Here is a 23,864-nt window from a genome sequence, read left to right as displayed (position 1 = left end):
AGTTAATCATGATTGAGATAAATTAGAGATAATTGCTTACAGAATCCTGGAGGAGGAATACAACATGGTAGCAAACAAGGAGTTTGACGGGCTGGGAGAGTCGAAGGATGACAGCATTCAGGCGGTCATTTTTGACATGGATGGCGTACTGATTGACAGCGAACCGATTTATTTCGAGATTGAACGCAGCTCTTTTGCCCATTTTGGCGCAAAAATGACGGAGGAAGAACATCACACCTATGTTGGAGTCACGTTGGAATCGATGTGGCGGCAAGTATTGGAGAAGCACCAGTTGACGGCTACCGTGGAAGAAGCCCTCGCCTACCATCAACATAATGTGATGCAGACGATGCTGGCTCACCCGAAGCTGACAGCCATGCCTTACGTAGAACGCTGGTTAAGCTGGCTGCATGAGCAGCACATTCCGATAGCCGTTGCTTCTTCATCTCCACGTGCACTGATTGATCTAATCATGGACAAGACCGGACTTGGAAAATACTTTGAGGTCCGAATGACAGGTGAGGAAGTCACGAACGGCAAACCCGCTCCGGATATTTTCCTGACTACAGCCGAGATGATTGGAGCATCCCCATCGAACTGTCTTGTCATTGAGGATTCGCGCAATGGTGTTCAGGCCGCCAAAAGTGCAGGTATGCGCTGCATCGGATACCGCAATCCGGGATCAGGTGACCAGGACTTATCCAAAGCCGATTTTCAGATTTCCAGTTACGATGAGTTATGGACGCTGAAAGATACACTTCCGTTGGAAGGCCGATCGCCAAGCTTGTCAGAAATAAACTAAGACGAAAATAAACAACCCAAATGGCTTCAATTCCTTGGAATTGGAGCCATTTGGGTTTTGCTTGCTGCAAATTTAACACGATAACGCAAACTCGAATATCGTCTAGACCGAAATATCCAGACTTCCACCCAGATTAGGATGAGGAGCCGGAACCGACTTTAACATTTCTGTTAGTTGTTGACCTTGCTGCTCTGCCATGTCTTTCGACATGGACATGACTTGCAAACTCGCCGACTGTGACACTGAGACTTGACTCATTGCCATTGATAATGCTGCAATATCCATGTTCTGCACCCCTTTCGTTTTCTGGTCAATAGGCATACCTATTTTATATCGGTCAGATGGGAGGAAATATGTAATTCTCTCCTTCATGTTCAAAAGCTTAACACGTATATGTTAAAATCATGAGGGAGGGTTGCTTATGAACGGGAGAAAATTTGTTATTCTTTTTTCAGTCATCGCTGGACTTTGCATCGGGTTATTTGGTGGATTTGTCTACTGGGCTTTGTCCGGAGTCTAGAACATTTCTATGAAAAAGAGTTCCTAACCCAAATATTTCAATACCCCATCTGTTTCCTTGGCTCTCAGGGTGACACTGGCTAATAACTGTTCCGGTTGCTGAAAATCCTCTTTGATCTCTGCCATCAATTCCTTTACCATCTCTTCCAGTTGCGCTAATGTTGTTTCTTTAGGTAAAATACGAGTTCTTGCGATCTCATGTTTACGAAAAGAATCATCGTACGATGGTACTGTTTCCTGACCGAATGCACTAATTTCCAGCTCAACTTTTATTCCTTCCGACATTGGTTTCACCTCTTCACTCGTTTAAGGCTGATTAGGACTCAATCAATCCATATTTCACAAAACTGTGGTACAAGCCATCTTCTTCAATAGTTCCAGTTATATCATCTGCAATGGCTTTGAGACCCGGCTTGGCATTACCCATCGCAATCCCTACAGCACAATACTCCAGCATCTCCGCATCATTCATGCCGTCCCCAATGGCAAGTGTATCTTCACGTGACATACCCAGATGCTCCAATAAATCTGCAATAGCAATGGCTTTATGAATGCCCGGGATCATCAGTTCACCGCTTCCTTCACCAAAGATAGGTACCGTGCACTGAATGACTTCGAATTTGCCTTCAAACTCCTGCTTGATTCGATCGAACGGAATCGTGGAGCTTTCCAGAAAACAAACCTTGTTTACATCATCCTTGTATAAATCGGCTTCACCATACGTCAAACCAGCAATAAACGGATGTGGCTTTTGTTCTTTTTCCGCTCTGGCATCGGGATCATTCTCTACATCACCATAGATGCGACGTTCCAGATGAGATTGAAGATTGGAGCTGGCGTACAACGCCGAATTGGATTCGAGGTAGAAGTCAATCTGGTGTTCATTGAAAAAATCGACCATATGCCGTACATCTTCTGCCGTTACCCTTTTGTGATACAGCACATCCTGACCGAACTCAACATAGCCACCACCGGCACCGATCAGACCGTCAAATCCTACTTCCCATATAGAAGCGTAGATTTCCGCCTTCGATCGCCCTGTACATAAATAGAGCAGATGTCCATTTTCACTTGCCTGTTTACACGCCTGTTGTGCAGACACCGGAATGTTGCCGTCATCATCTACCAGTGTGCCATCGATATCTATAAAAACAATCTTTCGATGCGTTGTGCTCATCTGCGTTTGCCCCCATCATGTATCTTGCCTGCGTTAAAGTATTCATTCTATTCCAGATACCTATTTCACTATAATTCCCCAGTCTAATTGTGAGGCTGAATCAAAAAACATCTCCATTATAGACATTCTCACCATCTCACAAATCAGCATTCAAAATTATTAATTACGAGGTGTTCGCTGATCAATCAATTTTTCCAGAAAGCCAGCAAAGGAGTCTGCATACACTTCAGGTTCCCCATTAAAGTAATCCAACCGCATCACCTTATACTCCCCAAGGTCATCAGCCGTCCGCGTATCAAAATAGTAATATTCATCTGCGTCCGGTACAAACAGTTCCAGCTTCCCTTCTTTCTTCGCGTCATCATCGGCAAGTCGGTATATATACAGAATATCCGTATCCGTATACTCTCGGTGTTCTGGATCTGTAATGGTCAGAATTGCTGTTCCGCTCAACAGCGCTTCACCATAATTCAGAAGCCACCAACGATAAGACGGCGGTAATGTAAAGCCCAGCTCCTGTTCCACTTCAGTAATCCAGCTCTCCTGAACTTGATGATACGGGAACCAGCGTACAGCATCGGTATGCTCCAGTTTCTCGATCAGACTTGTATACATGAATATAAACCCTCGCTTTCTTCCACGAAAATTTTTAAGATCCTTATCTACTTGTTTCTTGCCGACCCCAGTAGCGGGCCATTGATACAAATCACTTATTTTTCACGAATTTATCCATATGCACGGTCTGCCAGTCATCTTGCTGCTCGGCAATCATTGAATATCCCTGACGTTTCCAAAAATCCACGGCTCCAGGCAAAAAGCGATGTGTATGCAAATACAACGTTGTGTAGTGCAGCTCTGCCACCACTTTCTCCAGTTCTCTTACGAGGAGTGAACCGATACCGTATCTGCGATATTTAGGATCCACATAACATTTCACAATTTCGGCGGCAGACTGCTCAGGATATCGTCCATTCACAACTTCGATACGCCCATCATAAGGCAGGATGCCAATGGAACCCACAATCTCTTCATCTTCGGTGACAGCAACCAGAAATACAGCATCGGCTGAATCCAGATAATGTTCTTTGAATTGCTCCAGATCTACAGGTAACTCCTCATGATCCAGCATTGGAAATACTTCTTTGCGGACACGCATGGCAAAATCAATTGCATCATTGATTTGGTGCTCTTGAATAGCTATCACTCTCGGTACGGCCTGAAGCTGTGTCACAAAAATCCACATTCCTTATCCTTAGATTCGAGCCCGCTTTCAGCTCTGTATACGAACCCGTTTGAATTACAAGTTCGTTCGTTGCTTACAATTCTACCGAATTCATCCCTTCCTATCAATCTATCTAAACGACTAACCAAAATAGAAGAAAGCCCGCGCGATTTGATAGGGATCGCATACGATAAGGCGTGTCATCAATCAACTTCGAGGGGGAAGAACATATGTGGTTATCGCTTGGAATCTCTGCTGCAGCACTGCTGGCAATTGGGTTCGTCTATCGTTATGTGGAAGATAAACTTGCAACCAAAAAGTTTCATCCCCACGCACCCAAGCAGCTGTTAATCAAGTTCAAGGAAGGTACGACAGCCGACGAGATGTACACTCTGCATAATAAAGCAAAATGCAACGTTGCCGAAACGTATGAAGATCTGGGCTGGTATCGCATTGAATCAAGAAAGAAAATGCAACGTATGTTAAAGCACTACAAGGACCATGTGCTCATCGAGCATGTTGAACCGAACTACTACCTTCAGGCATCGTTTATGCCAAATGACCCGTTTTTTCCTTACCAATACAACCTGCCAAAAATCAATGCTCCTGCTGCCTGGGATATTTCCCAGAGTAACAGCTCGGTCAAAATCGCGATCATTGACACTGGCGTGCAGTTAAACCACCCTGAGCTTGCTGGCAAGATCCTTCCCGGATACGATTACGTTGATTATGATAATATTCCCGAAGATGGTAATGGGCACGGCACCCATGTAGCTGGAATTGCAGCTTCTATAACCAATAATGGAGTTGGCATTGCTGGTGTGGCACCGCTCGCTTCGATTGTCCCACTACGTGTATTGGATAACAATGGACAAGGTACAACGGGGAACGTCGGAAACGGACTTGTTTACGCAGCCAACAACGGTATTCAAGTCGTTAACCTGAGTCTTGGTGGGCCAACGGGAGAAGCTTTTCTTCAGGCTGCTGTGCAGTATGCATGGGATCGGGGTGCTGTCATCATCGCCGCAGCAGGTAATGATAATACTTCGTATCCGATGTACCTGCATCTTATCCGAACGTCATTGCGGTAGCTTCAACCAATCCTTCCGACCTCAAATCCAATTTCTCAAACTATGGATCGTGGGTTGATATGGCTGCACCAGGTGATACTATTCTGTCCACATACCTGGGTGGCTCCTATGCCTATCTAAGCGGAACGTCCATGGCGGCTCCCCATGTAGCGGGAGTGGCTGCATTACTCGCTGCACGTGGGAAAACTAATGCGCAGATTCGTGATGCCCTTTGCTTCGCATCCGATCCCGTATCCGGCTCTGGTGTGTACTGGACGTATGGGAGACTGAATGCCTATCAGAGTCTGCAAGTGCCATAACACAATTACATTCACTCATAATGGCATGGATCATCGCCACTTCCATTTTTCACGAATAAAGAAATCAAAAAAACCATGGGGCTTCTATCGAAGCTCCATGGTTTAAATAAGTTTATTTGGTTCTACACTTTAGCTGCCCAAATTTCGATTTCAATTTTAATTTCGGGTAAACCCAACTCCGTAATATATCCAATTGTCATCGCAGGATAATCATGACTGAATAATTGTCCCCACTCAGCGTATAAGAAATCCCAATCGATCTTCTCCGTCGCCCATACGTTGACTTTGATAATATGTTCAGCATCTAAATGCTCGGATTCGAGTACTGTTTTAATATTATTAAATGTATTCGTGACTTGCTCATTCAGACTATCAGGAAAGTGTCCGCTACGATCTGCTCCAATTTGACCCGACGTCACGAACAACTCTGCATTCCTTGGAACTCTTGTAATATGTGTGTACTGTCCTACAGGAGCTGGCATATTAGCTGGATTTTTTCTAGTAATTTTGTCGGTTTTCATGTTGATTACCTCGTCATTCTTAAGATTTTTCTGCGATATTCCCTAGTTTTCTTCCTAATTTGGGCACACTTCTCCCTTGGAATAGATTCTAGAAAAAGACAGCAGTGGAGTATCCATATCCCGGAGATATAAACGCAAGTGATTTTTTCTTCATGATTGGATGCTCCTCCCTTCTTAAGTGACAAGATTCTCTTGATCTCTTCATTATATATATGAAACAAATCATGAGTCAAATTCATCCTCCATAAGCAAAGAGCAATCCCGTGTAAACGAGACTGCTCTTTGTATATTCGAAAGCACCTGGAGTTAAAAATATTGTGCTCCATTATTGGCAATAACCTCTCTGTACCAATGGAAACTTTTCTTTTTCACTCTGCGAAGTGTGCCGCTTCCATCATTACTCCGGTCTACATAAATGTAACCGTACCGCTTCTTCATCTCCCCGGTACCCGCGCTGACCAGATCAATCGGTCCCCAGCTCGTGTAACCCAGAAGCTCAACCCCGTCCTGAATGGCTTCAGCCATCTCGGCAAAATGACGATTCAGATAATCAATGCGGTAATCGTCTTCAACGGTGTCATTGTCCAGCAATACATCCGTTGCACCAAGTCCATTTTCCACAATAAACAATGGTTTGCCATAGCGGTCATACAGCTGGTTACAGGTAATTCGAAGACCCTTCGGATCAATCGTCCAGCCCCATTCGGAAGCTTGAAGATACGGATTCTTCACTGAACCAAACACATTGCCCTCGGTCGAATCCTTCAAAATTTCCGGATCGGTACTTGTACAGCGGCTGGCGTAATAACTGAATCCAATATAGTCAACTGTATTCTGCATGAGAATATCTGCATCTTCCGGCTGCATATTAATCACGATTTCGTGTTCTCTGAAGAAACGCTTCGTATACCCAGGATACGCTCCTTTGGATTGAACATCGATAAAGAAGAACGACTCTCGATCCTGCTCCATGGCTTTCCATACATCGTCTGGATTGGAAGTGTACGGATAAACCATGCCTGCTGCCAGCATGCAACCAATCTGTGCACCTGGAATGATCTCGTGACAGGCTTTCACAGCTAGAGCACTCGCAACCAATTCATGATGCGCTGCCTGATAGAGAACCTGCTCTTTATTCTCACCTTCCTGAAGAACAATACCCGCACCAATGTACGGAAGATGCAGCAGCATATTGATTTCATTAAACGTCATCCAGTATTTGACCTTGTCCTTGTAACGATCGAACAATGTCTTTGCATAAGTCTCAAAGAACCCAATCATCTTACGGTTCTTCCACCCGCCATACGTTTCGACCAGATGTACAGGGACATCAAAGTGACAGATTGTGACCACAGGTTCAATATTATATTTCAACAATTCGTCGAAGACATCATCGTAAAACTGCAATCCCGCCTCGTTCGGCTCAGCGTCATCGCCATTAGGGAAAATCCGAGCCCAGGCTACAGAGAGCCTGAAGCACTTGAATCCCATTTCCGCAAATAGTGCGATATCTTCTTTGTATCGATGATAAAAATCAATCGCTTCATGCGAAGGATAAAACTCTCCATCTTTGGGCTCATATGAATCGAGATTTCCCAAAGCAATAGGGAAGCGATTAGCCCCCGTGGGAATCAGGTCAACTGTAGTTAACCCTTTGCCACCTTCAAGATAGGCTCCCTCAAGCTGGTTCGCTGCCGTCGCTCCTCCCCAGAGAAAATTCTCCGGGAAGGCTGTTAATTTTTCATACATTCACGTCTACCTCCTATTCATAATGAACGTTCACTTAACCGAGCACTGTGAGCAATTTGTCTTTCTCTTTCACAGATGCATCCTTCGTGCCTACTACATCCAGATAATTGGACGTGTTCGTAATAATAATCGGTGTAACCGTCTCATATCCGGCATCCTTAATCGCTTGCAGATCAAATTCCATGATCAGATCGCCCACATTAACGCGGTCGCCATCTTTTACATGAGCTGTGAAATGTTGACCTTTCAATTGCACCGTATCCTGTCCGATATGAATCAGCATCTCAACACCATCATCAGTGACAAGTCCAATGGCGTGTTTGGTGCGATATACCGTTTGTACGACACCCGTGATTGGAGATACGACTCTGCCACTGGTTGGACGAATCGCAATCCCTTTACCCATATGCTCTCCTGCAAAGGTAACATCATTGATCTCTTTCAGTTCAACCACTTCACCAGCCATTGGGCTGAAAATTTCATATCTGTTGTTCGGGTTTGGATCAAGTACAGGTGTTGGCGCTGGAACTGCATCTGCCTTGTCCTTGAAACCAACAACATACGTAAGAACAAAACCAAGGATGAACGCAACCGCTGTAGCTACAAGAGCCATGTAGAATCCGGAATCAACGCCTGTTTTTGAGTTGATGAAGGTCGGATAGCCGAATACGCCGAGTCCGCCAAACATGTACATTTTCGATCCGAATAACCCTAGAATTCCGCCTCCAATACCACCTGCGATACAGCTCATGATAAATGGTTTTTTCAGCGGAAGTGTCACACCATAGATGGCTGGCTCTGTTACACCAAAGATCCCCGAGATGAAGGCTGGAATACTCAATGATTTCAATTTGGCATTCTTAGTTTTTAACATAACAGCAAGTACCGCACCAATTTGGGCAAAGGAAGCAGCGAAAGACATCGCAACCACTGGGTCAGCTCCTGACGTACTCAAGTTAAGAAGCATGACTGGTACCAGTCCCCAGTGAAGACCAAACAATACAAACACTTGCCACAAACCGCCGATGACCAAACCTGTAACGAGTGGGCTTAATTCATAGATGCCTGTTGCTCCTGCGCCGATCAATTGACCTGCCCATGTGGATATTGGGCCAATTACAAGGAACGTTGCAGGAACGATAACCAGCAGTGTGAAGAATGGAACCAGGAACGTACTAACCACTTTAGGAATAACATTTTTGAAGAATTTCTCTATTTTCACTGCAAAGAATGTAGCGATAATGATCGGAATAACCGATGATGAATAATTCATCAGGATTACAGGAATCCCCAAGAAAGTAATGTGAATTGGTGATTCAAATAATGTACCTGCGAACAACGTATAGAGTGGATCACCCGCAGTCAAACCGGACAGCGTAGGATATACGAGCGTAGCGCCAATCGCCATTCCGAGGAACGGTGAACCGCCAAATTTTTTGATGGCCGTATAACCAAGGAATACCGGGAAGAAGTAGAACAGACAATCGCCTGTTGCATTCAGCAGATGGTACGTACCTGATGTGTCCGCTATCCATCCGAAGGATAAAAACATGGCTGTAAAACCTTTGATCATCCCTGTTGCAGCCAGTAACCCAAGCAGCGGGGTGAAGACACCAGAGATCATATCGATAAAACGACCGAACAAACTCCCCTTGTTACCAGAACTATCCTGATCTTCAGGAACCTGGCCCTCAGCAGGCAGATTACCTGCCTTTACAACAGCTTTATATACATCCGGCACTTCATTGCCGATTACAACCTGATACTGTCCACCACTCTGCATGACGGTAATGACACCTGGCAGATTTTTAAGTTCTTCCGTTTTAGCAACGCTTTCATCTTTGAGTTTAAAGCGTAATCTCGTTACGCAATGGAATACACTGTTTACGTTTTTAGCTCCGCCTACACCAGACAAGATGTCTTTGGCCAGTTGATCGTAGTTCATAGTAGTTCTCCCTCTCTAAGTAGACTCCCGATGCTTGTGAAACAAAGAAAACCTGAACTACTGAACATACACAACGCACCGGAAAATCCGGAAACAAGTCGTGATATTCAGCAATTCAGGTTTTGCCCTTAACGGTTGCAACCCTGTAAGGCTGTACACAGCGATATTCAGTTGTAGCATTAACAACTTCATCTTAAAGTAAGTTGCAACCCATCTTTACGGACCCAGATTGGTCAGAAGTCTCGGAATTGCCTGATTGAACAGTTACAATCCGATTGATGTATGCGCTTACTTTATGGATTCATAATATAATAACTTCTAACCTTTTGCAAGCGTTTTTTTAAGAATCTTTATTTTGTAATATCGTTACTCTGAAGTGGCATGCACTACGCGCTCAATATGAATGGTTAAATACATCATTTCTTCGTTAGTCAGTTGATACGTGTAGTTATTTTCAATGAATTTTCTAATCTTCTCCGAGCACTTGTGCGCTTCAGGGTACTTTTTCTGAATCATCTCAAATAACTCATCGTCATTGTTGCTCTTATAATGCTTGCCTTTCACCAGTCGTTGGGCGAAAAACTTCAGATGAGTCACAAATCGATAATAATTCAATGAGTTCTCGTCAAAGTCCATTTTGAAATGATATTTGATGATCGTCAAAATCTCCTGCATGACCTGAGTCATGCTTCGGATGTTAGGCATCTCTTCGTTAAGTGCTGCATTTACAAAATGAAGTGCCATGAACCCCGCCTCATCTTCAGGCAAAAGTACACCAAACTGATCACAAATCATATTTAACGCTTCCAGCCCTACCTCATATTCGTCTTTGTAAAGCTGCTTGGTCTCCCAAAGCAGTCCATTACGGATAGGCAGATTGTTACGATAACGCTCAATGGCAAAATGAATATGATCCGTCAGGTGTAGATAGATGCTCTCGTTTAGCTTTTTCCCAAGCTTCAGCTTGGCATAGGCAATAATCTCTTCAGACACTTTCATGTATTCCAGTGGTATGCTTGCGATTAATGCCTTGAAATTTTCCTGAATATTTTCATTCTGTAAAGTAAATATCTTATCAATATGCTGCTCCGGCACCTGATCGCCGGCTCGCTTCTGAAAAGCAATTCCCCGGCCAATAACGATGACTTCGCGTTCGTCTTTAATCGCAACTACAGCATTATTGTTTAACACCTTCTCGATCTTCACTTTATCCACTCCAATATACAGAAAAAGGCAAACCGTGCCTTCCATGAGGTCACTGGCCTTGCCCATTTCACTTCAATGTTAACTATATGTGCGTTCATGGTATTACATTTTTCTACATTGTGCAACAAAAAAATCGATGATGCTTTATCCCTAACAAATCACTTCCTGAATCCATAAATGATACTGTTTATCTGCTTTGTATTTTTTTCTGTTTGCGAGTAATCATTCTGTATCTATATACTTTCCCATTATAAGCATTTCCTTAGCATGACGACTTATCCATGGAATTATACTTGCAGCCAGAGCTCCAAATCCAGAATTTCAATACCTGTATGTATCCGATCGGTATCAGAAAGCCTACTACTCGCCTTCTACTTCGACTATTAATAAACTAAAATTTATAATTACGTTCTTGAGCGCATCCATGTCATTGCAGACAAAAAGTATTTGCACTTATTTACTATATTTTCGCTTATATTCTTCTTAAAATCCTGTAGAATTCGGATCATAAATAAACAAAAAAGCCCTCCGTAGAGAAGGACTTAATGTGTCCGAATGATGAAAAATTGCATACAAAAAAATTAATTATTTTTATTTCTTCACGCTTTTCTCACTTTTTTGCAGACGTATATCATCTCAACACTCTCATCAATCAACGGCGTACCTTGCCGATCCTTATAAGATGTAAAATCTCGAATCTATTGGCACCCTATTTCTTCATTTTTCATTAGTCATTTGATCATGATTTATTCTTTTTGCTTTCCTTCTCCAGTTCTGCTTCGATTCTTCGATTAATGATCTTCAACTGGTCCGAATTCAAGTGTTCGATATCCGTTAACTGTTTATCGATCTGGTACTCTTCCGCTTCGCCCTTGTGCATCAATCCTAGATGATGCTTGATGGATCGAATATCCTCGCGCATACTCATAGTCTGACGATAATTGTCTGCAACAAGTGCAAATATAATCGCGCCTGCCAGAATCGTACCATATGGCATCAGAAGACACAGAACAAATCCTACTATTAAAGCCAAAATGATATACATGCTTTTCCCCTCCACTTTCAATTACAGTTTGAATCGTTCTTGGATTAGCTGTGCCACGTCTTTCGGGCTCTTGTCAGTGTTATTAATCCGAATATAATGCTCATGCGTAATTTCTCCAGGCTCGGAGTTCAATCGATATTTCTCCATACTCGAAAGCAGATCCTGCTCTGACCATTCGACATTACGCTTCGTTGCTTTGTGCAGCAGCCGATGTGGACTCTTGTTACGCTCCAATCGTTCCGCCGGATCAGCCTCCAGTTCAACATAACATACCTCTGCACCTCTGGACTCAAACAACGCACTGACTTTGCGAATGTACTCCCAATCCTCTTTCATATCGAATGCCCACACAAATGTAAAAATCAAACCGGGCAGCTCGCTCTTCGCCACTTCTTCAAAAATCTCCTGACGGAACAGATTAACAAGTCTCTTTCCTTGAGGTGTACCATAACTGAAGTAAGGTGACACCAGTTCAATCGTCATATGATTGTGAAACAATTTCAGATCGGTGATCTTCTCCAATTCCTGACCCACCGTCATTTTCCCCACAGCTTGTGGACCAAAAATAATGATGAACTTCATCTCACCACTCCTGACATCAGCGATATGTATACCATTACTTGAATTTTCTGGACATTAGTCCATAATAACGCCTATTGGACAAATAAAAAAGAGATTTCAAGCCATCCGCTGAATGTTCAGGGCTTGAAATCTCTTCTTCGGTTTTACTTTATATCCATTGTTTCATAGTCTGCCCAACGTCAACGTCCGATCAGAACCCATCCCCACTTCATTCGACGAAGTCCCAAGGCAATCATCCATGAGAGCAAAATCGCCACCACATAAGACAGCATAATGCCAAGGCTGAAGTGTGGAGCGAGTTCCACGGTGAGTTCTCTTCTCCAGAACAACAGCACTAATGGATGTATTAAGAATACGCCAAATGCCACCGTACCCAAAGAGTTCAGAATACGAGTTGTCCGATTAGATCCATTCTGTTTCCATGCACCCATTCGTTCACATACGATCAATAAGAGTAAGCATGCCGAGAGGGTAAACAGATTACGGAATAGAAATAGCAGCGTATAGGTTAGCGCCGGAGTTGCTGCGAAAGTCGTTTTCACATAAGTATTGCCATAAATAAAGACTGCTCCTCCGCTTAACAATGCAGCTATCAGCACATAACGGTACGAGAACAATTTCTTCAAAGCCGCATCGAAGTTCAACCCAATCCATGCACCGAATCCAATAACAATTAGGTAACTTGGCAGTAAACTCCCCATCCGTGAAAAATGAAACTGCAGATGCAACGCGTAAAAAACAGCCTGCGCCGCAACAAAGAACAGCGGTAAATATCGATTAAATACACGATAACGTGTTAACGAAAGAAGCAGTGGAAAAACCACATAAAATTGCAAAATAATCAGAAAAAAATATAAATGCGTGTGTGCAGTACCGGTTAACAATTGCTCCGAGAACTGCTTCACATGTGCCAAAGGCTCTTTGCCTGCTAGCCATTGTTTGACAACAAAATAAATGAGTGACCAGGCCAGATAAGGCACAAAAACATAAAATAATCGCTTTTTATAAAAAGCGGGCATCCAGCCCTTTTCCTTCATCTTGGAGCTGTAATTGTAGAACAATACCAATGAGGACAGGAACAGAAATGCAGGTACGGCGAATTGCAGAAAGCTGTTCCAAAAATAATAAAAGTTATGATCCAACGTGTGCTTGGGATAATGTGCAACAGCTGTTGAAGTCGCATGAATGGCGACCACTGCCATAATTGCAAATGCACGATAGAGATCCAGATACTCAATACGCCGGGGCCGATTAACCGGTTGATTCATAATAAAACCTCACTTATGCCTGATAGGATGATAGTTTCCGGCCGCAATCCAGATTCTAACCTTTATTTTAATCAGCAGACGTATGTAATACAATCATGATCTATATTATTTTTGTTAAATTACAACAACATTCAGCATTATTCGACATTAGCTATTTACCTATCCAGAAGCGCTCAACGATATTCCCGTCAGGCTCTACATAGTCTTGATCCTGGATACCCCCGTTACGAAGAATAACTCTTCTGGATGCCTCATTATGCGCATCACATACGACTAATACTTTGGTAATTCCGAGATTTTTGGTAATTTCCAAGGAAAGCTTGAGGATCTCCGCACCGTATCCATTCTGACGCTCACCTGGACGAACTCCATAACCAATATGCCCTCCGCTATGGAACAGCTTCTCATTCAATTCATGTCGTATGTTTACGGCTCCAACAACTCGATCACTCTCCGTCACAAGCCAGTATGTACTGTCCCTAACCCAGCCTTTCGGGATATCAATGCCTTGTTCACTACGTTCCAAAAAAACTAACATCTCTTCAAAAGGATAGGGTTCTTTCGAAATGACCCACGGCACCATTGATTCTCCGCTTGCAACCCAGTCTTCATAAAATGCTACATACGTTTCTTTATATTGCGCTGAAGGTTTAACCAATCTAACTTTTTCTTTGCTCATTTTACGTACGTCCTCCTCACTCATATTGATATTGCCATGCGTCTTCACCCTAATATACTAATTCACAGTCGTGATGCTCCCAGACGTCGAACAGATTACCGTCAAGATCCTCAAAAGTAAAAAACTTTCCGTATATGCCCTCATCACTAACTTTGCCAACACGGACGTGGCCAGCAATGAGTTCAGTATGAAGTTTAACGATATCGTCGGTAAAAAAAGTGATCACCCATCTCTTTTTCTGCTTCACTTGAAATACGGCTCTGGAATCATGATCACTTTCAATCAGATCGAGAATCGGCCTATTATCTCTAAAAAGGCTAATATAGCCTTCTCTTGGCTGTCTAATATTAAATCCAAAATGGTTCACAAACCAAGCAGCGGACTGTTCAACATTGGATACAGGAATGACATTGTATGCTATACCTAATATTTTTCCCGTCGTCAAATTTATACTTCTCCCTTCATTGCATATTGAGATTCTCGTATCAAAATGAAGAAAAATGTCTCTATCCAAGTAAAAAAGAGAACCTGCGTGTGCAGATCCTCTACTCGGGTCCAGCTTTCGCTATTATATTAGTTCACGATCCTGCTTGCGGATTCCTCTAATGCACACCAGTTATACGGATTCCACCTGCTGTGCGTGCACTTCCTTATCTGCTTGAATTACCTTGTAAGTGAATTGATAGCTTCCTGATCCCAGAGCAATTCGTACATCTGATCCCTTCGCTTCAATTTCGTGAATGTCCGCTACTTGGTCCACCGCTTTTCCGTTCTCCAGAACTGTCTGTACATCTGCTCCGGGAAGAAGGACCGTACCCGTCGTATTGGCAGGAATGGTCACACGAACCTCCATCTCGTTATTATCGCGACGATACCAGTTGGATGTGACAGAACCGTACATGGTCTCGAAACTCGCTTCCACCCACTCCAGTCCTGGTCCTGGTTTGGGCTCGATGTGTACGATGCGGAACCCGGGCTGTTGCTCATCTGTGTTAATTCCAGCAACATAACGATATAACCACTCCCCTATGGCGCCATAAGCATAATGGTTGAATGAATTCATGTCTGCACTCCACAGACTGCCATCCTCCCTTATTCCGTCCCAATGCTCCCAAACCGTAGTTGCACCTTGTGTCACTTGATATAACCAGGATGGATAGTCTTCCTGAAAGAGTAGCGTATAGGCCAGATCATGATGTCCCGTATCACTCAATACCGGATTCAGATAAGGTGTTCCAACAAATCCGGTGGTTAAGTGGTTTCCAGCGTCCGCAACCAGTTTTCCCAACTGATCAATGGTACGTTTCCGAGCTGTAGAATCCAATAGGTCAAAATGTAAAGCAAGTACATGCGCGGTCTGTGTGGGGACTGCAAGTTTGCCCGCAGGCGTCACAAATTCATTTTGAAATGCAACAACAATGTTGTCATGCAGATTATCATAATAAGTTACATCTTCCGCCTGCCCTAACACCTCAGCAGCCTTCCGTGTTAGAGATACAGAATAGGCATAGAATGCAGTTGCTACAAATTCCTTATCTGTAGCCCCAATATAGCTGTCCGGCTTGGAATCGAGCCCGAGCCAATCCCCGAAGTGAAAGCCAGTATTCCACAAGTAAGGATTCTCTCCTTGAGCATGAATGTAATTAATCCAGCGCTTCATGCTGTCATATTGCTCGGCCAACAGCCTGACATCACCGTACATCTCGTAGATCGTCCATGGACAGATCACTGCGGCATCCCCCCAGGCAGCGGAAGAATGATTCGTATCTGCCCACCCGTCTGACGTTGAACTCTTCAAATCAGGAACATAGAAAGGAATGCCTCCATCCTCTCCCTGATCCGCCTGCAGATCCCTCAGCCATTTGGTGAAAAAAGGCGCCGTGTTCATCAGGTATGAGGATGTTCGTATAAACATCTGCGCGTCTCCCGTCCAGCCCAGCCGCTCATCACGCTGCGGACAATCTGTCGGTACGTCAACGAAATTCCCTTTTTGTCCCCACAATATATTGTGATGAAGCTGATTCACGAGTGGACTGGAGCTTTTAAAATCACCGGTTCGCTCCATATTGGAATGCAGAACTACACCTGTGAAATCCTCGAGCCGAATCTCCTCCGGAAATCCAATCAACTTCACATAACGAAATCCCTGAAATGTGAAACGTGGCTCGTACGTCTCTACTCCAGCGCCTTTTAGGGTATAGCGAATGCACTGCGTTGCACCACGCAGGTTTTCAGTGTAGAAATTACCCTGATGATCCAATATCTCGGCATGTAGCAACTCAACCGAATGCCCCGTTTCACCCTGAATACTGAATCTCACCCAGCCGACCATATTCTGTCCCATGTCCAGCACACGCTCTCCCAGTGGAGTTGTAAACAAGGCGATAGGTTTAATTTGCTCTATTGGCGTTACGGGAACGTTCTCTTGTGCAATAATAATCTCCTTCGAGTAATTCAGCACACCTACCGGCGACCATTGGACTAAGGATGAATCCTGCCATTCAGATTCCATACGTGCATCATACGTTTCGCCCATATAAATGTCCGAGCTGCGAATGGCGCTGGGGGAACTCTTCCAGTTTCGATCCGAAATAATATGTTCTTCTGAACCATCGGTATAATGAATATGAAGTTCCAGCAGCAAACCTGCATTCGTACCGTATATCTTCTGCTTTTTCTCCCATCCCAAATACCCTTTGTACCAGCCATCTCCCAGATAAGCCCCGAGTATATTCTGTCCATTCTGAAGCTGATCGGTTACATCATAGACCTGATATTGCAACCGCTTACTATAACTAGTCCAGCCCGGGGTGAAGTATGCTTTGCCCACTCGCTGGTTATTCAGATGAAGTTCGTACAATCCAAGTGCAGTCACATATATTCTTGCCGAAGCTATAGGCTTTTTCAGTTCAAACAAGGTACGCAGTCGTGGGCAAGACTCATCCTGCTGAGAGGAAGAATCAACCGTGATCCACTCCGCCTGCCAGGCATCTTCACTACCCATGAATCCCGTCTCGAAATACGCTGTCTCCGACCAGTCCGATTCATCTCCTGCACGTTCCCAGGCACGAATGCGATAATAGTAGCGGGTTCGTGCTTCGGGCACCCAGTGCTCCAGTTCAACATGAATGGACTGATCAGAGCTCTTTTTGCCGGAATCCCATTCAATTTGAGCAAAATCTTCCGTCCGTGACAATTGAATTTGATAATCTGACTGTACACAATTTCTGTGATCGGATTGCAAATGCCAGCTTAATCTGGGTGACGTGATGTCTAGTCCAATCGGATTTATTCTATACTCACAACGCAGATGACTTACGGTCAACATCAGAGAAACATCCCTTTCCATCGTGGTTTCCAATTCAAGGTTACGATATAATTATATCGATTCTGTGATCGGAAATACCCGGCAATGAGGACAGTTTAACCCGGTAATCTGGTCATTCCAACCAAGGAGGCTATTCCGTGAATCCAACCGTACAACTGTTCAAGAGTGAATCCTTTTTCCAGAATAATCTGAAGCTGTTCGTGAACCGATGTTCCGAGGATTTTGTGGTTCCTTTTCACGCACACGAGTTTGTTGAGTATAGTTATGTGGCAGAAGGAAAGGGCTTTCATCACATTGGTGACGATATTATTCCAGTACACAAAGGGATGTTATTTGTTATTCCGGTCGGCGTTCCTCATGTATTCCGCCCAGCTACTGCGAATGTATCAGAGCATCCACTCATTATCTATAACTGTCTGTTCAATTCCGAACTGATCCACACCTTGTCCATTATTATTCAGGAGGCGGAGATTCGAGAGCATCTGACAGACCTGGAAAAGAATCGGGTTCCTTATGTATCCATCACAGATTACAGCCAGCGGATGGAAGAATTAATGGTAAAGCTGTATCGCGAATCTGCCGTTCCGGGAATCGGCTCTTCCACGATCCTGTATACGCTTGTTAGCCAACTCGTCGTGACAACGTACAGACAGATTCATCAAGCTACCTGCAATGAGAAGGAAAATGCGACTGATATGGAACATATCCTTCATTACCTGGACCAACATGTTAACGAACGAATCCGTCTAAACGAACTGGTGAATATTTCTGGTTGGAGCGAAAGACATCTTGGACGCTTGTTCGTGACCCATACTGGGCGGACGTTTGGTACCTACCTGCAACATTTGCGCATACAAAAAAGCTGTGAATTGCTGAAGAATTCACAACATAAAGTCAGTTTAATTGCTGAACTTGTAGGCTACCGGGATGTAGATTCATTTTACGCCGTCTTTAAACGAATTACGGGAGAAACCCCTCAGGGCTATCGCAGGAACTTCAGAGCAGAACCATTGAATTAAGTGTGTCCCTGCCTTTCGTTCCTTCTCAGGGTTCATTTCTTTACAGGATCAAACTTGCTCTCTTCATGTTCTGTCTCAAGCAGACGATCTACATAAGCCTTTGCACCTTTCCAAGAGGTCATCAACGGAAACTGATGTTGCTCCCGTTCGTTTATATTCCATGGATGAGGGATACAGATGACTTTTTTTCCGTCATTCAGCGCGGGTATCAGGTTATGTGCTCCATCATCAATTAATAGATCGAAGTTAATCAAGTTCTTCCGTTTACAGGTTATAAACTGTTCTGGAGATATGTATGGCATATGCTTCTGGAGCCATTTCCACTTCTCAACAACCGTTTTGGGCTCAGCCGCCGTTAGGATTAGCAAATCATAGGCTTGATGGAGCTTTTCCACCTCTTCTACTACATATTCATCATAAATCTCCAGTTCCTCAAACAGCCCTGGCCGACCGTAAAATACATCATGCGTACAATCCGGATGGCGCAAATGGGATGTATCCCAATGTATCATATCCTCATATCGTAGCGGATGGGTTGGGAAGTTGATGTTGTTATGATAGATGGCTCGCTTGACCAGATGACATATTGTATCATCCATATCTACAGCAATAATAGGTTTCTTCATCTTTATCCCCTCCAATAGGATCACAGTATATCATCATCGTTGTAACAGCGCTATCCTTTTTGAGCTCAAAATAAAAAGCGGCCCCTGCGCCGCAATCACTGCTGCGCAAGGACTGCCCCTGAAATCAACCCAAATCTTCGCCATTCGTAGCGATAACCTTTTGATACCAACCAAAGCTCTTTTTCTTATAGCGATCCAATGTGCCTTGTCCGTTGTCGTCCTGATCGACATAGATTACGCCATAACGCTTGGACATTTCTGAAGTGGACGCACTGATGATATCAATTGCACCCCAGTTGGTATAACCCATAAGGTCTACCCCATCCATGACTGCTTCTTTCATTTGTGTAATATGTTTTCTCAGATAATCAATCCGATAATCATCATTAATAGAACCATCGGCCTCTACCGTATCCTTGGCACCGAGTCCGTTTTCCACGACAAACAAGGGCAATTGATAACGATCATACAGCTCTTTCAACGCCACACGAAGTCCGATCGGATCAAGCTGCCAGCCCCATTCTGTACGCTCCAGGTTCGGGTTCTTAATCGTGCTGTACAAGTTGCCTCCAGTTACCCCATATTCCTCCGGATTCACTGCGGATACCAGCGATGTGTAATAGCTGAACGAGATGAAATCAACCGTATGCTCTTTCATGATCGCTTCGTCTTCAGGTTCCATCGCAATGGAAATGCCATGCTCAGCCCAATATCGAGCCATAAAGGTTGGATAACTGCCTCGCACCTGTACGTCGGTATGCAGCAGGTTCAGTTGATTATCGATCTGAGCTTGCAATACATCCTCCGGCTTCGACGTTGCCGGGTAGTGAATCATGCGCGCAAGCATACAACCAATCTGGAAGTCCGGGTTAATCTGACGTGCTTTCTGCGTTACCAGACTGCTGGCAACAAACTGATGGTGGAGTGCTTGATATGAAGCTTGCATCACGTTATCGACACGATCCTCAATGATGCCTCCACCCGTGAATGGCTCAATAATGGTTGTGTTGATCTCATTAAACGTCAACCAGTATTTCACCTTGTCTTTGTAGCGATTCATGACAGTCTCGGCGTATCTTACAAAATGTCCGATAACTTCCCGTCCTGCCCAGCCATTGTACTTTAATACCAATGACATTGGCATTTCATAGTGAGAGAGCGTCACGAGAGGTTCAATATTGTGCTTCCGCAATTCGTCGAATACTTCATCATAGAAACGCAATCCTTCTTCATTCGGCTCAGCATCGTACCCGTTCGGGAAAATACGCGGCCAGTTGATGGAAAGACGGAATGTCTTGAAACCCAGCTCAGCGAATAACGCAATGTCCTCTTTGAAGCGGTGATAGAAATCAATACCGTAACGCTTCGGGTATCCCTTCGCACTGTGGTGAGCCATCGCTTTCTCAACCGTTGCACTGGTCACGTGCATCAGTTCTCTAAGGTTGGTGTAATCCTTCTTCTCAAAATAAGGAACCATATCCGCTGTTGACCAGCCTTTGCCCCCTGCATCAAATCCACCTTCAGCCTGGTTGGCGGCAATTGCGCCGCCCCACAGAAAACCTTCTGGAAACCCTTGTCGATTGATCATACGTATCTCTCCTCTTCTTATTGATGTCGTCTTAAGTTTGTCTTTAGCTTTAAATCTCAGCTTTCAATACTTCTTCACCTGTCGTAATTGCTCCCAATTTCACAGGCAGAACCTGCTTATAATCTGCTGTATTCGTAACGACCATCGCCGTTGTAATGTCATATTCCTTGGCAATTTGATCAAGTTCAAACGTGAGTAATTTGTCTCCAGCCTGTACACGTGCTCCCGTAGCGACATGGGCTTCAAAATACTGACCGCGCAGTTTCACAGTGTTGATCCCCACATGGATCAGAAGCTCCATTCCGTTATCACTGCGGACCACGATCGCGTGTTTCGTTTTGAATACATTCATGATGGTACCTGTAACTGGTGACACCAGTTCGCCCACCGTTGGAACAAATGCCACACCTTTACCCATCAATTCATCGCCAAACGTTGGATCATTAACTTCTTTAAGTGCGATCGCTTTACCCGTCATCGGTGCAATGGCTACCGCATCACTCGTTGGTGTTGGAGCACCCATTTCGTCCACGTTCACGGTTGCAGTATTGTTGGACGGTGCTGCCGCTGGTGCCGCAGAAGCGCCTGGTGAGAATTGAGCCAACGCCTCGGCATCGCCCTCTTCTTCCTTGATCCCGAACACAGTAGACATAATTGCACCCACAACAAAGGCAAGAATCATACCACCAAAGGAGTACCAGAAGGTTTGTCCGATCAGGGATGGTAGACCCGGGAGACCACCGTTACCTGCAAGCACATAAGCTTTGGCTCCAAAAGCAAGTGCGAATCCGCCACCCACTGCACTACCAATCATCGCAGCGGCAAACGGTTTTTTATATTTCATGTTCACGCCGTACATAGCTGGCTCGGTTACACCCATCAGAGCTGTAAAGCTGGTGGACAATGCAACGGTTTTGAGCTTTTTGTCTTTTGCACGGAAGAATACGCCCAACGTCGCTCCGGCCTGTCCCATATTGGAGATGAACGTCAGTGGCAAGAATTTATCGAAGCCAAGTGTAGCAATATTACTCAGGATGATCGGTACGAGCGCATAGTGCATACCTGTCATAATAATGAGCGCCATCGCGCCGCCAAGAACAATACCTGCAATCAATCCGCCTTCATTCAGCAGCCAGTTGATGCCACCAGACAAGCCGCTGCCTACAAATGTACCCAGTGGACCGATCGCAATCAGCGTTACCGGAACCATAACAAGCAAGGTAATCAGTGGCACAAGCAGCAACTTCAATGCTGCCGGAATAACGCGGTCAACCCATTTCTCAACATAAGACATCAGCCATACGGCAAGTAAAATTGGAATAACCGATGAGGCATAACTGACAGCCGTTACCGGAATGCCAATAAACGCAACCGATTCACCGCTGGATAGCAATGCGCCCATATCGGGATACATCAGCGCAGTACTTAGCGCAATGGCTACAAACGGATTACTGCCGAATTTGCGAGCGGCACTAACCGCGATCAGCAATGGAAGGAAGTAGAATACGCCATCCCCAATGGCGGAAAGGATACGGTACGTGTCAGTACCTGCTGACATCCACTCCAGGGATACGAATAATGCAAGCAATCCTTTGAGCATACCCGCAGCTGTAATCGCTGGCAGCATTGGTGCGAAGACACCCGCAATCGTCTCAAAAATATTAAGAATTACATTTTTATTTTTTTCCGGTTTAGCTTGTTTATTTTCTGTACTTTGCTGTATAGCCGGATGTTCCTTCACCATAGCATCAAATACTTTGGACACGTCATTCCCGATAATCACCTGGAATTGATCTCCTGAGATATTTGTTCCCATCACTTTATCCAGTTTCTTAAGTGAGTTATTGTCCACTTTATCGTTATTTTTCAGATCAAATCTCAGTCGTGTGACGCAATGATACACCGAGTTGATATTGTTTGTTCCCCCAACGGCTTTGATGATTTCCTGTGCCGTTTCCTGATGTTTCATGATCATTTCCTCCTCATTTTTCCAATAAAAAATACCCGAACAAATAGCCACGTCTTCTACGTGTCATTCATTCGGGTATTGCCTGATTGAACAGTAACAAGCCCATTAGATATTTAGTTAGGTTCTGGTTCATGTGCTGATATTTCATTGGTCACGCTTCGGTTTCATTAACCGCTCCAGATGAAGGGTCAGATACAACTGTTCCGAATGCGTCATATCATACTGATAGTTCTTATGGATAAAAGTCTCAATCTTGCCGATACATTTGAAGGTTTCGGGATAGTTTTTCCGTACGACCTCGTATAAATACTCCTCCGCATCGTCATGTGACGAGTGAGTAATTACCCGTTGGCAGAAATACTTCAAATGAGTAATGAAACGGAAATAGTTGACGCTATCTTCATCCAATTCGACATTGAAGTGATATTTGATAATGTTCATGATCTCTTGAAGAAGCTGCATCAAATGAGTGACATCGTTCATGGAATCATTGACTTCCGCATTGATGAAATGCAGCGCTATGTTGCATATTTCATCCTTCGGAAACTCCACATCCAGTCTTTCCTTCAGCAGGGTGAGCGCTTCCCGGGCCACGTCGAACTCGGCCTTGTAGAAATGCTGCACTTCCCAGGAGAGCGGATTGCGTGTAATCATTCCCTTTTCCAAACGCTGGACAGCAAAATGAATGTGATCCGACAGTGAAACATAAATCCCGTCACTGATGGTTTTGTTCAATTGCGTACGTGCCAGTGTCACAATATCATCTGTCGCCTGCAGAATTTCAATCGGCACTTCCGTGACGATGGACTTGAACTTCTCATAGATCGATGCATCCTGAAGCCGGAATACTTTCTCAATCCGTTCTTCATCAATCTCATCGCCCGCCTTGAACTTAAACCCGATACCCCGGCCGAGGATCAGCAGTTCCTGATTTTTGTCATCCACGGTACTGACAATATTGTTATTAAATATCTGTTTAATAATCATTATGGACCCACCTGTTTTTTTTGAGGATTAAAAAAGGGCAAAACCAAAATAGAAATAATAAAATCATTTCCATAGTGGTTTTGCCCGCATTACCGGTAACAAGCCTCGGATATAATTTATCATAACCTGAAAACGGTGTCAACCCAAAATGCTACCACTGTTATTTTACTTTGTCTTGCTTTCAAGAAATATTTCCCTACAGTTCCACGGGTGAGGGTATGCAGTCTTAATATGTACATGTT

At 44.2% G+C, this 23,864-nt stretch carries 23 protein-coding genes; 4 read left to right on the top strand and 19 right to left on the bottom strand.

The window, feature by feature from the left end; all coding sequences use genetic code 11:
• Nucleotides 1–64: 64 nt before the first annotated feature.
• Nucleotides 65–802 carry an HAD family hydrolase gene (locus tag G3352_RS21770; RefSeq protein ID WP_163759766.1) on the top strand — a complete coding sequence of 246 codons (738 nt, stop codon included), beginning with the start codon at nucleotides 65–67 and terminating at the stop codon, nucleotides 800–802.
• A 102-nt stretch (nucleotides 803–904) separates the two neighbouring features.
• Here G3352_RS21770 and G3352_RS21765 read toward each other — a convergent pair whose 3' ends face one another.
• The 5 genes from G3352_RS21765 to G3352_RS21745 all read right to left on the bottom strand — a co-directional run bounded on the left by G3352_RS21765 (nucleotide 905) and on the right by G3352_RS21745 (nucleotide 3,741).
• On the bottom strand, nucleotides 905–1,087 hold the full coding sequence (locus G3352_RS21765; protein WP_113052174.1) for a YjfB family protein: 183 nt from the start codon (nucleotides 1,085–1,087) through the stop codon (nucleotides 905–907).
• A gap of 258 nt (nucleotides 1,088–1,345) precedes the next feature.
• Nucleotides 1,346–1,606: a hypothetical protein gene (locus tag G3352_RS21760; RefSeq protein ID WP_163759763.1), complete on the bottom strand. Its 261-nt coding sequence runs from the start codon at nucleotides 1,604–1,606 to the stop codon at nucleotides 1,346–1,348.
• Between the two features lie 31 nt (nucleotides 1,607–1,637).
• Nucleotides 1,638–2,498 (bottom strand): Cof-type HAD-IIB family hydrolase, encoded by an 861-nt coding sequence (locus G3352_RS21755; RefSeq protein WP_163759760.1) that lies wholly within the window; start codon nucleotides 2,496–2,498, stop codon nucleotides 1,638–1,640.
• 159 nt (nucleotides 2,499–2,657) lie between these two features.
• Nucleotides 2,658–3,113, bottom strand: a complete 456-nt coding sequence (locus tag G3352_RS21750) for an SMI1/KNR4 family protein (protein ID WP_163759757.1) — start codon at nucleotides 3,111–3,113, stop codon at nucleotides 2,658–2,660.
• Between the two features lie 91 nt (nucleotides 3,114–3,204).
• Nucleotides 3,205–3,741, bottom strand: coding sequence for a GNAT family N-acetyltransferase (locus G3352_RS21745; protein WP_205524998.1), 537 nt, complete (start codon nucleotides 3,739–3,741; stop codon nucleotides 3,205–3,207).
• Between the two features lie 209 nt (nucleotides 3,742–3,950).
• On the opposite strand from G3352_RS21745, the gene G3352_RS31485 reads away from it, so the two are divergent.
• A complete protein-coding gene (locus tag G3352_RS31485; RefSeq protein WP_275898453.1) occupies nucleotides 3,951–4,811 on the top strand; it encodes a S8 family serine peptidase in 861 nt (286 codons plus the stop codon).
• Nucleotides 4,802–5,110, top strand: a complete 309-nt coding sequence (locus G3352_RS31480; protein ID WP_345940792.1) for a S8 family serine peptidase — start codon at nucleotides 4,802–4,804, stop codon at nucleotides 5,108–5,110. Before G3352_RS31485 ends, G3352_RS31480 begins: the two co-directional genes overlap by 10 nt.
• A gap of 122 nt (nucleotides 5,111–5,232) precedes the next feature.
• On the opposite strand, the gene G3352_RS21735 is transcribed toward G3352_RS31480, so the two are convergent.
• From G3352_RS21735 to G3352_RS21690, 10 genes are all read right to left on the bottom strand, one after another.
• Nucleotides 5,233–5,631, bottom strand: a complete 399-nt coding sequence (locus G3352_RS21735; protein WP_163759755.1) for a RidA family protein — start codon at nucleotides 5,629–5,631, stop codon at nucleotides 5,233–5,235.
• A 306-nt stretch (nucleotides 5,632–5,937) separates the two neighbouring features.
• Nucleotides 5,938–7,380 (bottom strand): 6-phospho-beta-glucosidase, encoded by a 1,443-nt coding sequence (locus G3352_RS21730; RefSeq protein ID WP_163759752.1) that lies wholly within the window; start codon nucleotides 7,378–7,380, stop codon nucleotides 5,938–5,940.
• 34 nt (nucleotides 7,381–7,414) lie between these two features.
• A complete protein-coding gene (locus G3352_RS21725) occupies nucleotides 7,415–9,325 on the bottom strand; it encodes a beta-glucoside-specific PTS transporter subunit IIABC (protein ID WP_076289048.1) in 1,911 nt (636 codons plus the stop codon).
• Nucleotides 9,326–9,691: 366 nt separating this feature from the next.
• A complete protein-coding gene (gene licT, locus G3352_RS21720) occupies nucleotides 9,692–10,531 on the bottom strand; it encodes a BglG family transcription antiterminator LicT (RefSeq protein ID WP_163759993.1) in 840 nt (279 codons plus the stop codon).
• Nucleotides 10,532–11,270: 739 nt separating this feature from the next.
• The gene (locus G3352_RS21715; protein ID WP_163759749.1) at nucleotides 11,271–11,576 is read right to left on the bottom strand and encodes a hypothetical protein; all 306 of its coding nucleotides are present in this window, start codon (nucleotides 11,574–11,576) and stop codon (nucleotides 11,271–11,273) included.
• Between the two features lie 21 nt (nucleotides 11,577–11,597).
• Complete coding sequence (locus tag G3352_RS21710) at nucleotides 11,598–12,158, bottom strand: DEAD/DEAH box helicase family protein (RefSeq protein WP_099858329.1); 561 nt, start codon at nucleotides 12,156–12,158, stop codon at nucleotides 11,598–11,600.
• 179 nt (nucleotides 12,159–12,337) lie between these two features.
• Nucleotides 12,338–13,426: an acyltransferase gene (locus G3352_RS21705; RefSeq protein WP_163759746.1), complete on the bottom strand. Its 1,089-nt coding sequence runs from the start codon at nucleotides 13,424–13,426 to the stop codon at nucleotides 12,338–12,340.
• Between the two features lie 151 nt (nucleotides 13,427–13,577).
• Complete coding sequence (locus tag G3352_RS21700) at nucleotides 13,578–14,105, bottom strand: GNAT family N-acetyltransferase (RefSeq protein ID WP_163759743.1); 528 nt, start codon at nucleotides 14,103–14,105, stop codon at nucleotides 13,578–13,580.
• Nucleotides 14,106–14,154: 49 nt separating this feature from the next.
• Entirely contained in the window at nucleotides 14,155–14,550 is a 396-nt protein-coding gene (locus tag G3352_RS21695) for a VOC family protein (protein WP_163759740.1), read from the bottom strand.
• 171 nt (nucleotides 14,551–14,721) lie between these two features.
• Nucleotides 14,722–17,433 carry an alpha-L-rhamnosidase gene (locus G3352_RS21690; protein WP_163759738.1) on the bottom strand — a complete coding sequence of 904 codons (2,712 nt, stop codon included), beginning with the start codon at nucleotides 17,431–17,433 and terminating at the stop codon, nucleotides 14,722–14,724.
• Nucleotides 17,434–17,570: 137 nt separating this feature from the next.
• On the opposite strand from G3352_RS21690, the gene G3352_RS21685 reads away from it, so the two are divergent.
• Entirely contained in the window at nucleotides 17,571–18,452 is an 882-nt protein-coding gene (locus tag G3352_RS21685; protein ID WP_163759735.1) for a helix-turn-helix domain-containing protein, read from the top strand.
• A 32-nt stretch (nucleotides 18,453–18,484) separates the two neighbouring features.
• Here the strand turns inward: G3352_RS21685 and G3352_RS21680 are convergent, their stop codons facing one another.
• The 4 genes from G3352_RS21680 to licT (G3352_RS21665) form a co-directional block, all read right to left on the bottom strand.
• Nucleotides 18,485–19,078: a 5' nucleotidase, NT5C type gene (locus G3352_RS21680; protein WP_163759732.1), complete on the bottom strand. Its 594-nt coding sequence runs from the start codon at nucleotides 19,076–19,078 to the stop codon at nucleotides 18,485–18,487.
• A gap of 124 nt (nucleotides 19,079–19,202) precedes the next feature.
• The gene (locus G3352_RS21675; RefSeq protein WP_163759729.1) at nucleotides 19,203–20,666 is read right to left on the bottom strand and encodes a glycoside hydrolase family 1 protein; all 1,464 of its coding nucleotides are present in this window, start codon (nucleotides 20,664–20,666) and stop codon (nucleotides 19,203–19,205) included.
• A gap of 49 nt (nucleotides 20,667–20,715) precedes the next feature.
• A complete protein-coding gene (locus G3352_RS21670; RefSeq protein WP_163759726.1) occupies nucleotides 20,716–22,635 on the bottom strand; it encodes a beta-glucoside-specific PTS transporter subunit IIABC in 1,920 nt (639 codons plus the stop codon).
• A 144-nt stretch (nucleotides 22,636–22,779) separates the two neighbouring features.
• The gene (gene licT, locus G3352_RS21665; RefSeq protein ID WP_062328359.1) at nucleotides 22,780–23,622 is read right to left on the bottom strand and encodes a BglG family transcription antiterminator LicT; all 843 of its coding nucleotides are present in this window, start codon (nucleotides 23,620–23,622) and stop codon (nucleotides 22,780–22,782) included.
• Nucleotides 23,623–23,864: the final 242 nt, after the last annotated feature.

The organism is Paenibacillus sp. ALJ109b (assembly GCF_010747435.1).
GTDB lineage: Bacteria > Bacillota > Bacilli > Paenibacillales > Paenibacillaceae > Paenibacillus > Paenibacillus taichungensis.
This window is presented reverse-complemented; position numbering and strand designations above follow the sequence as displayed.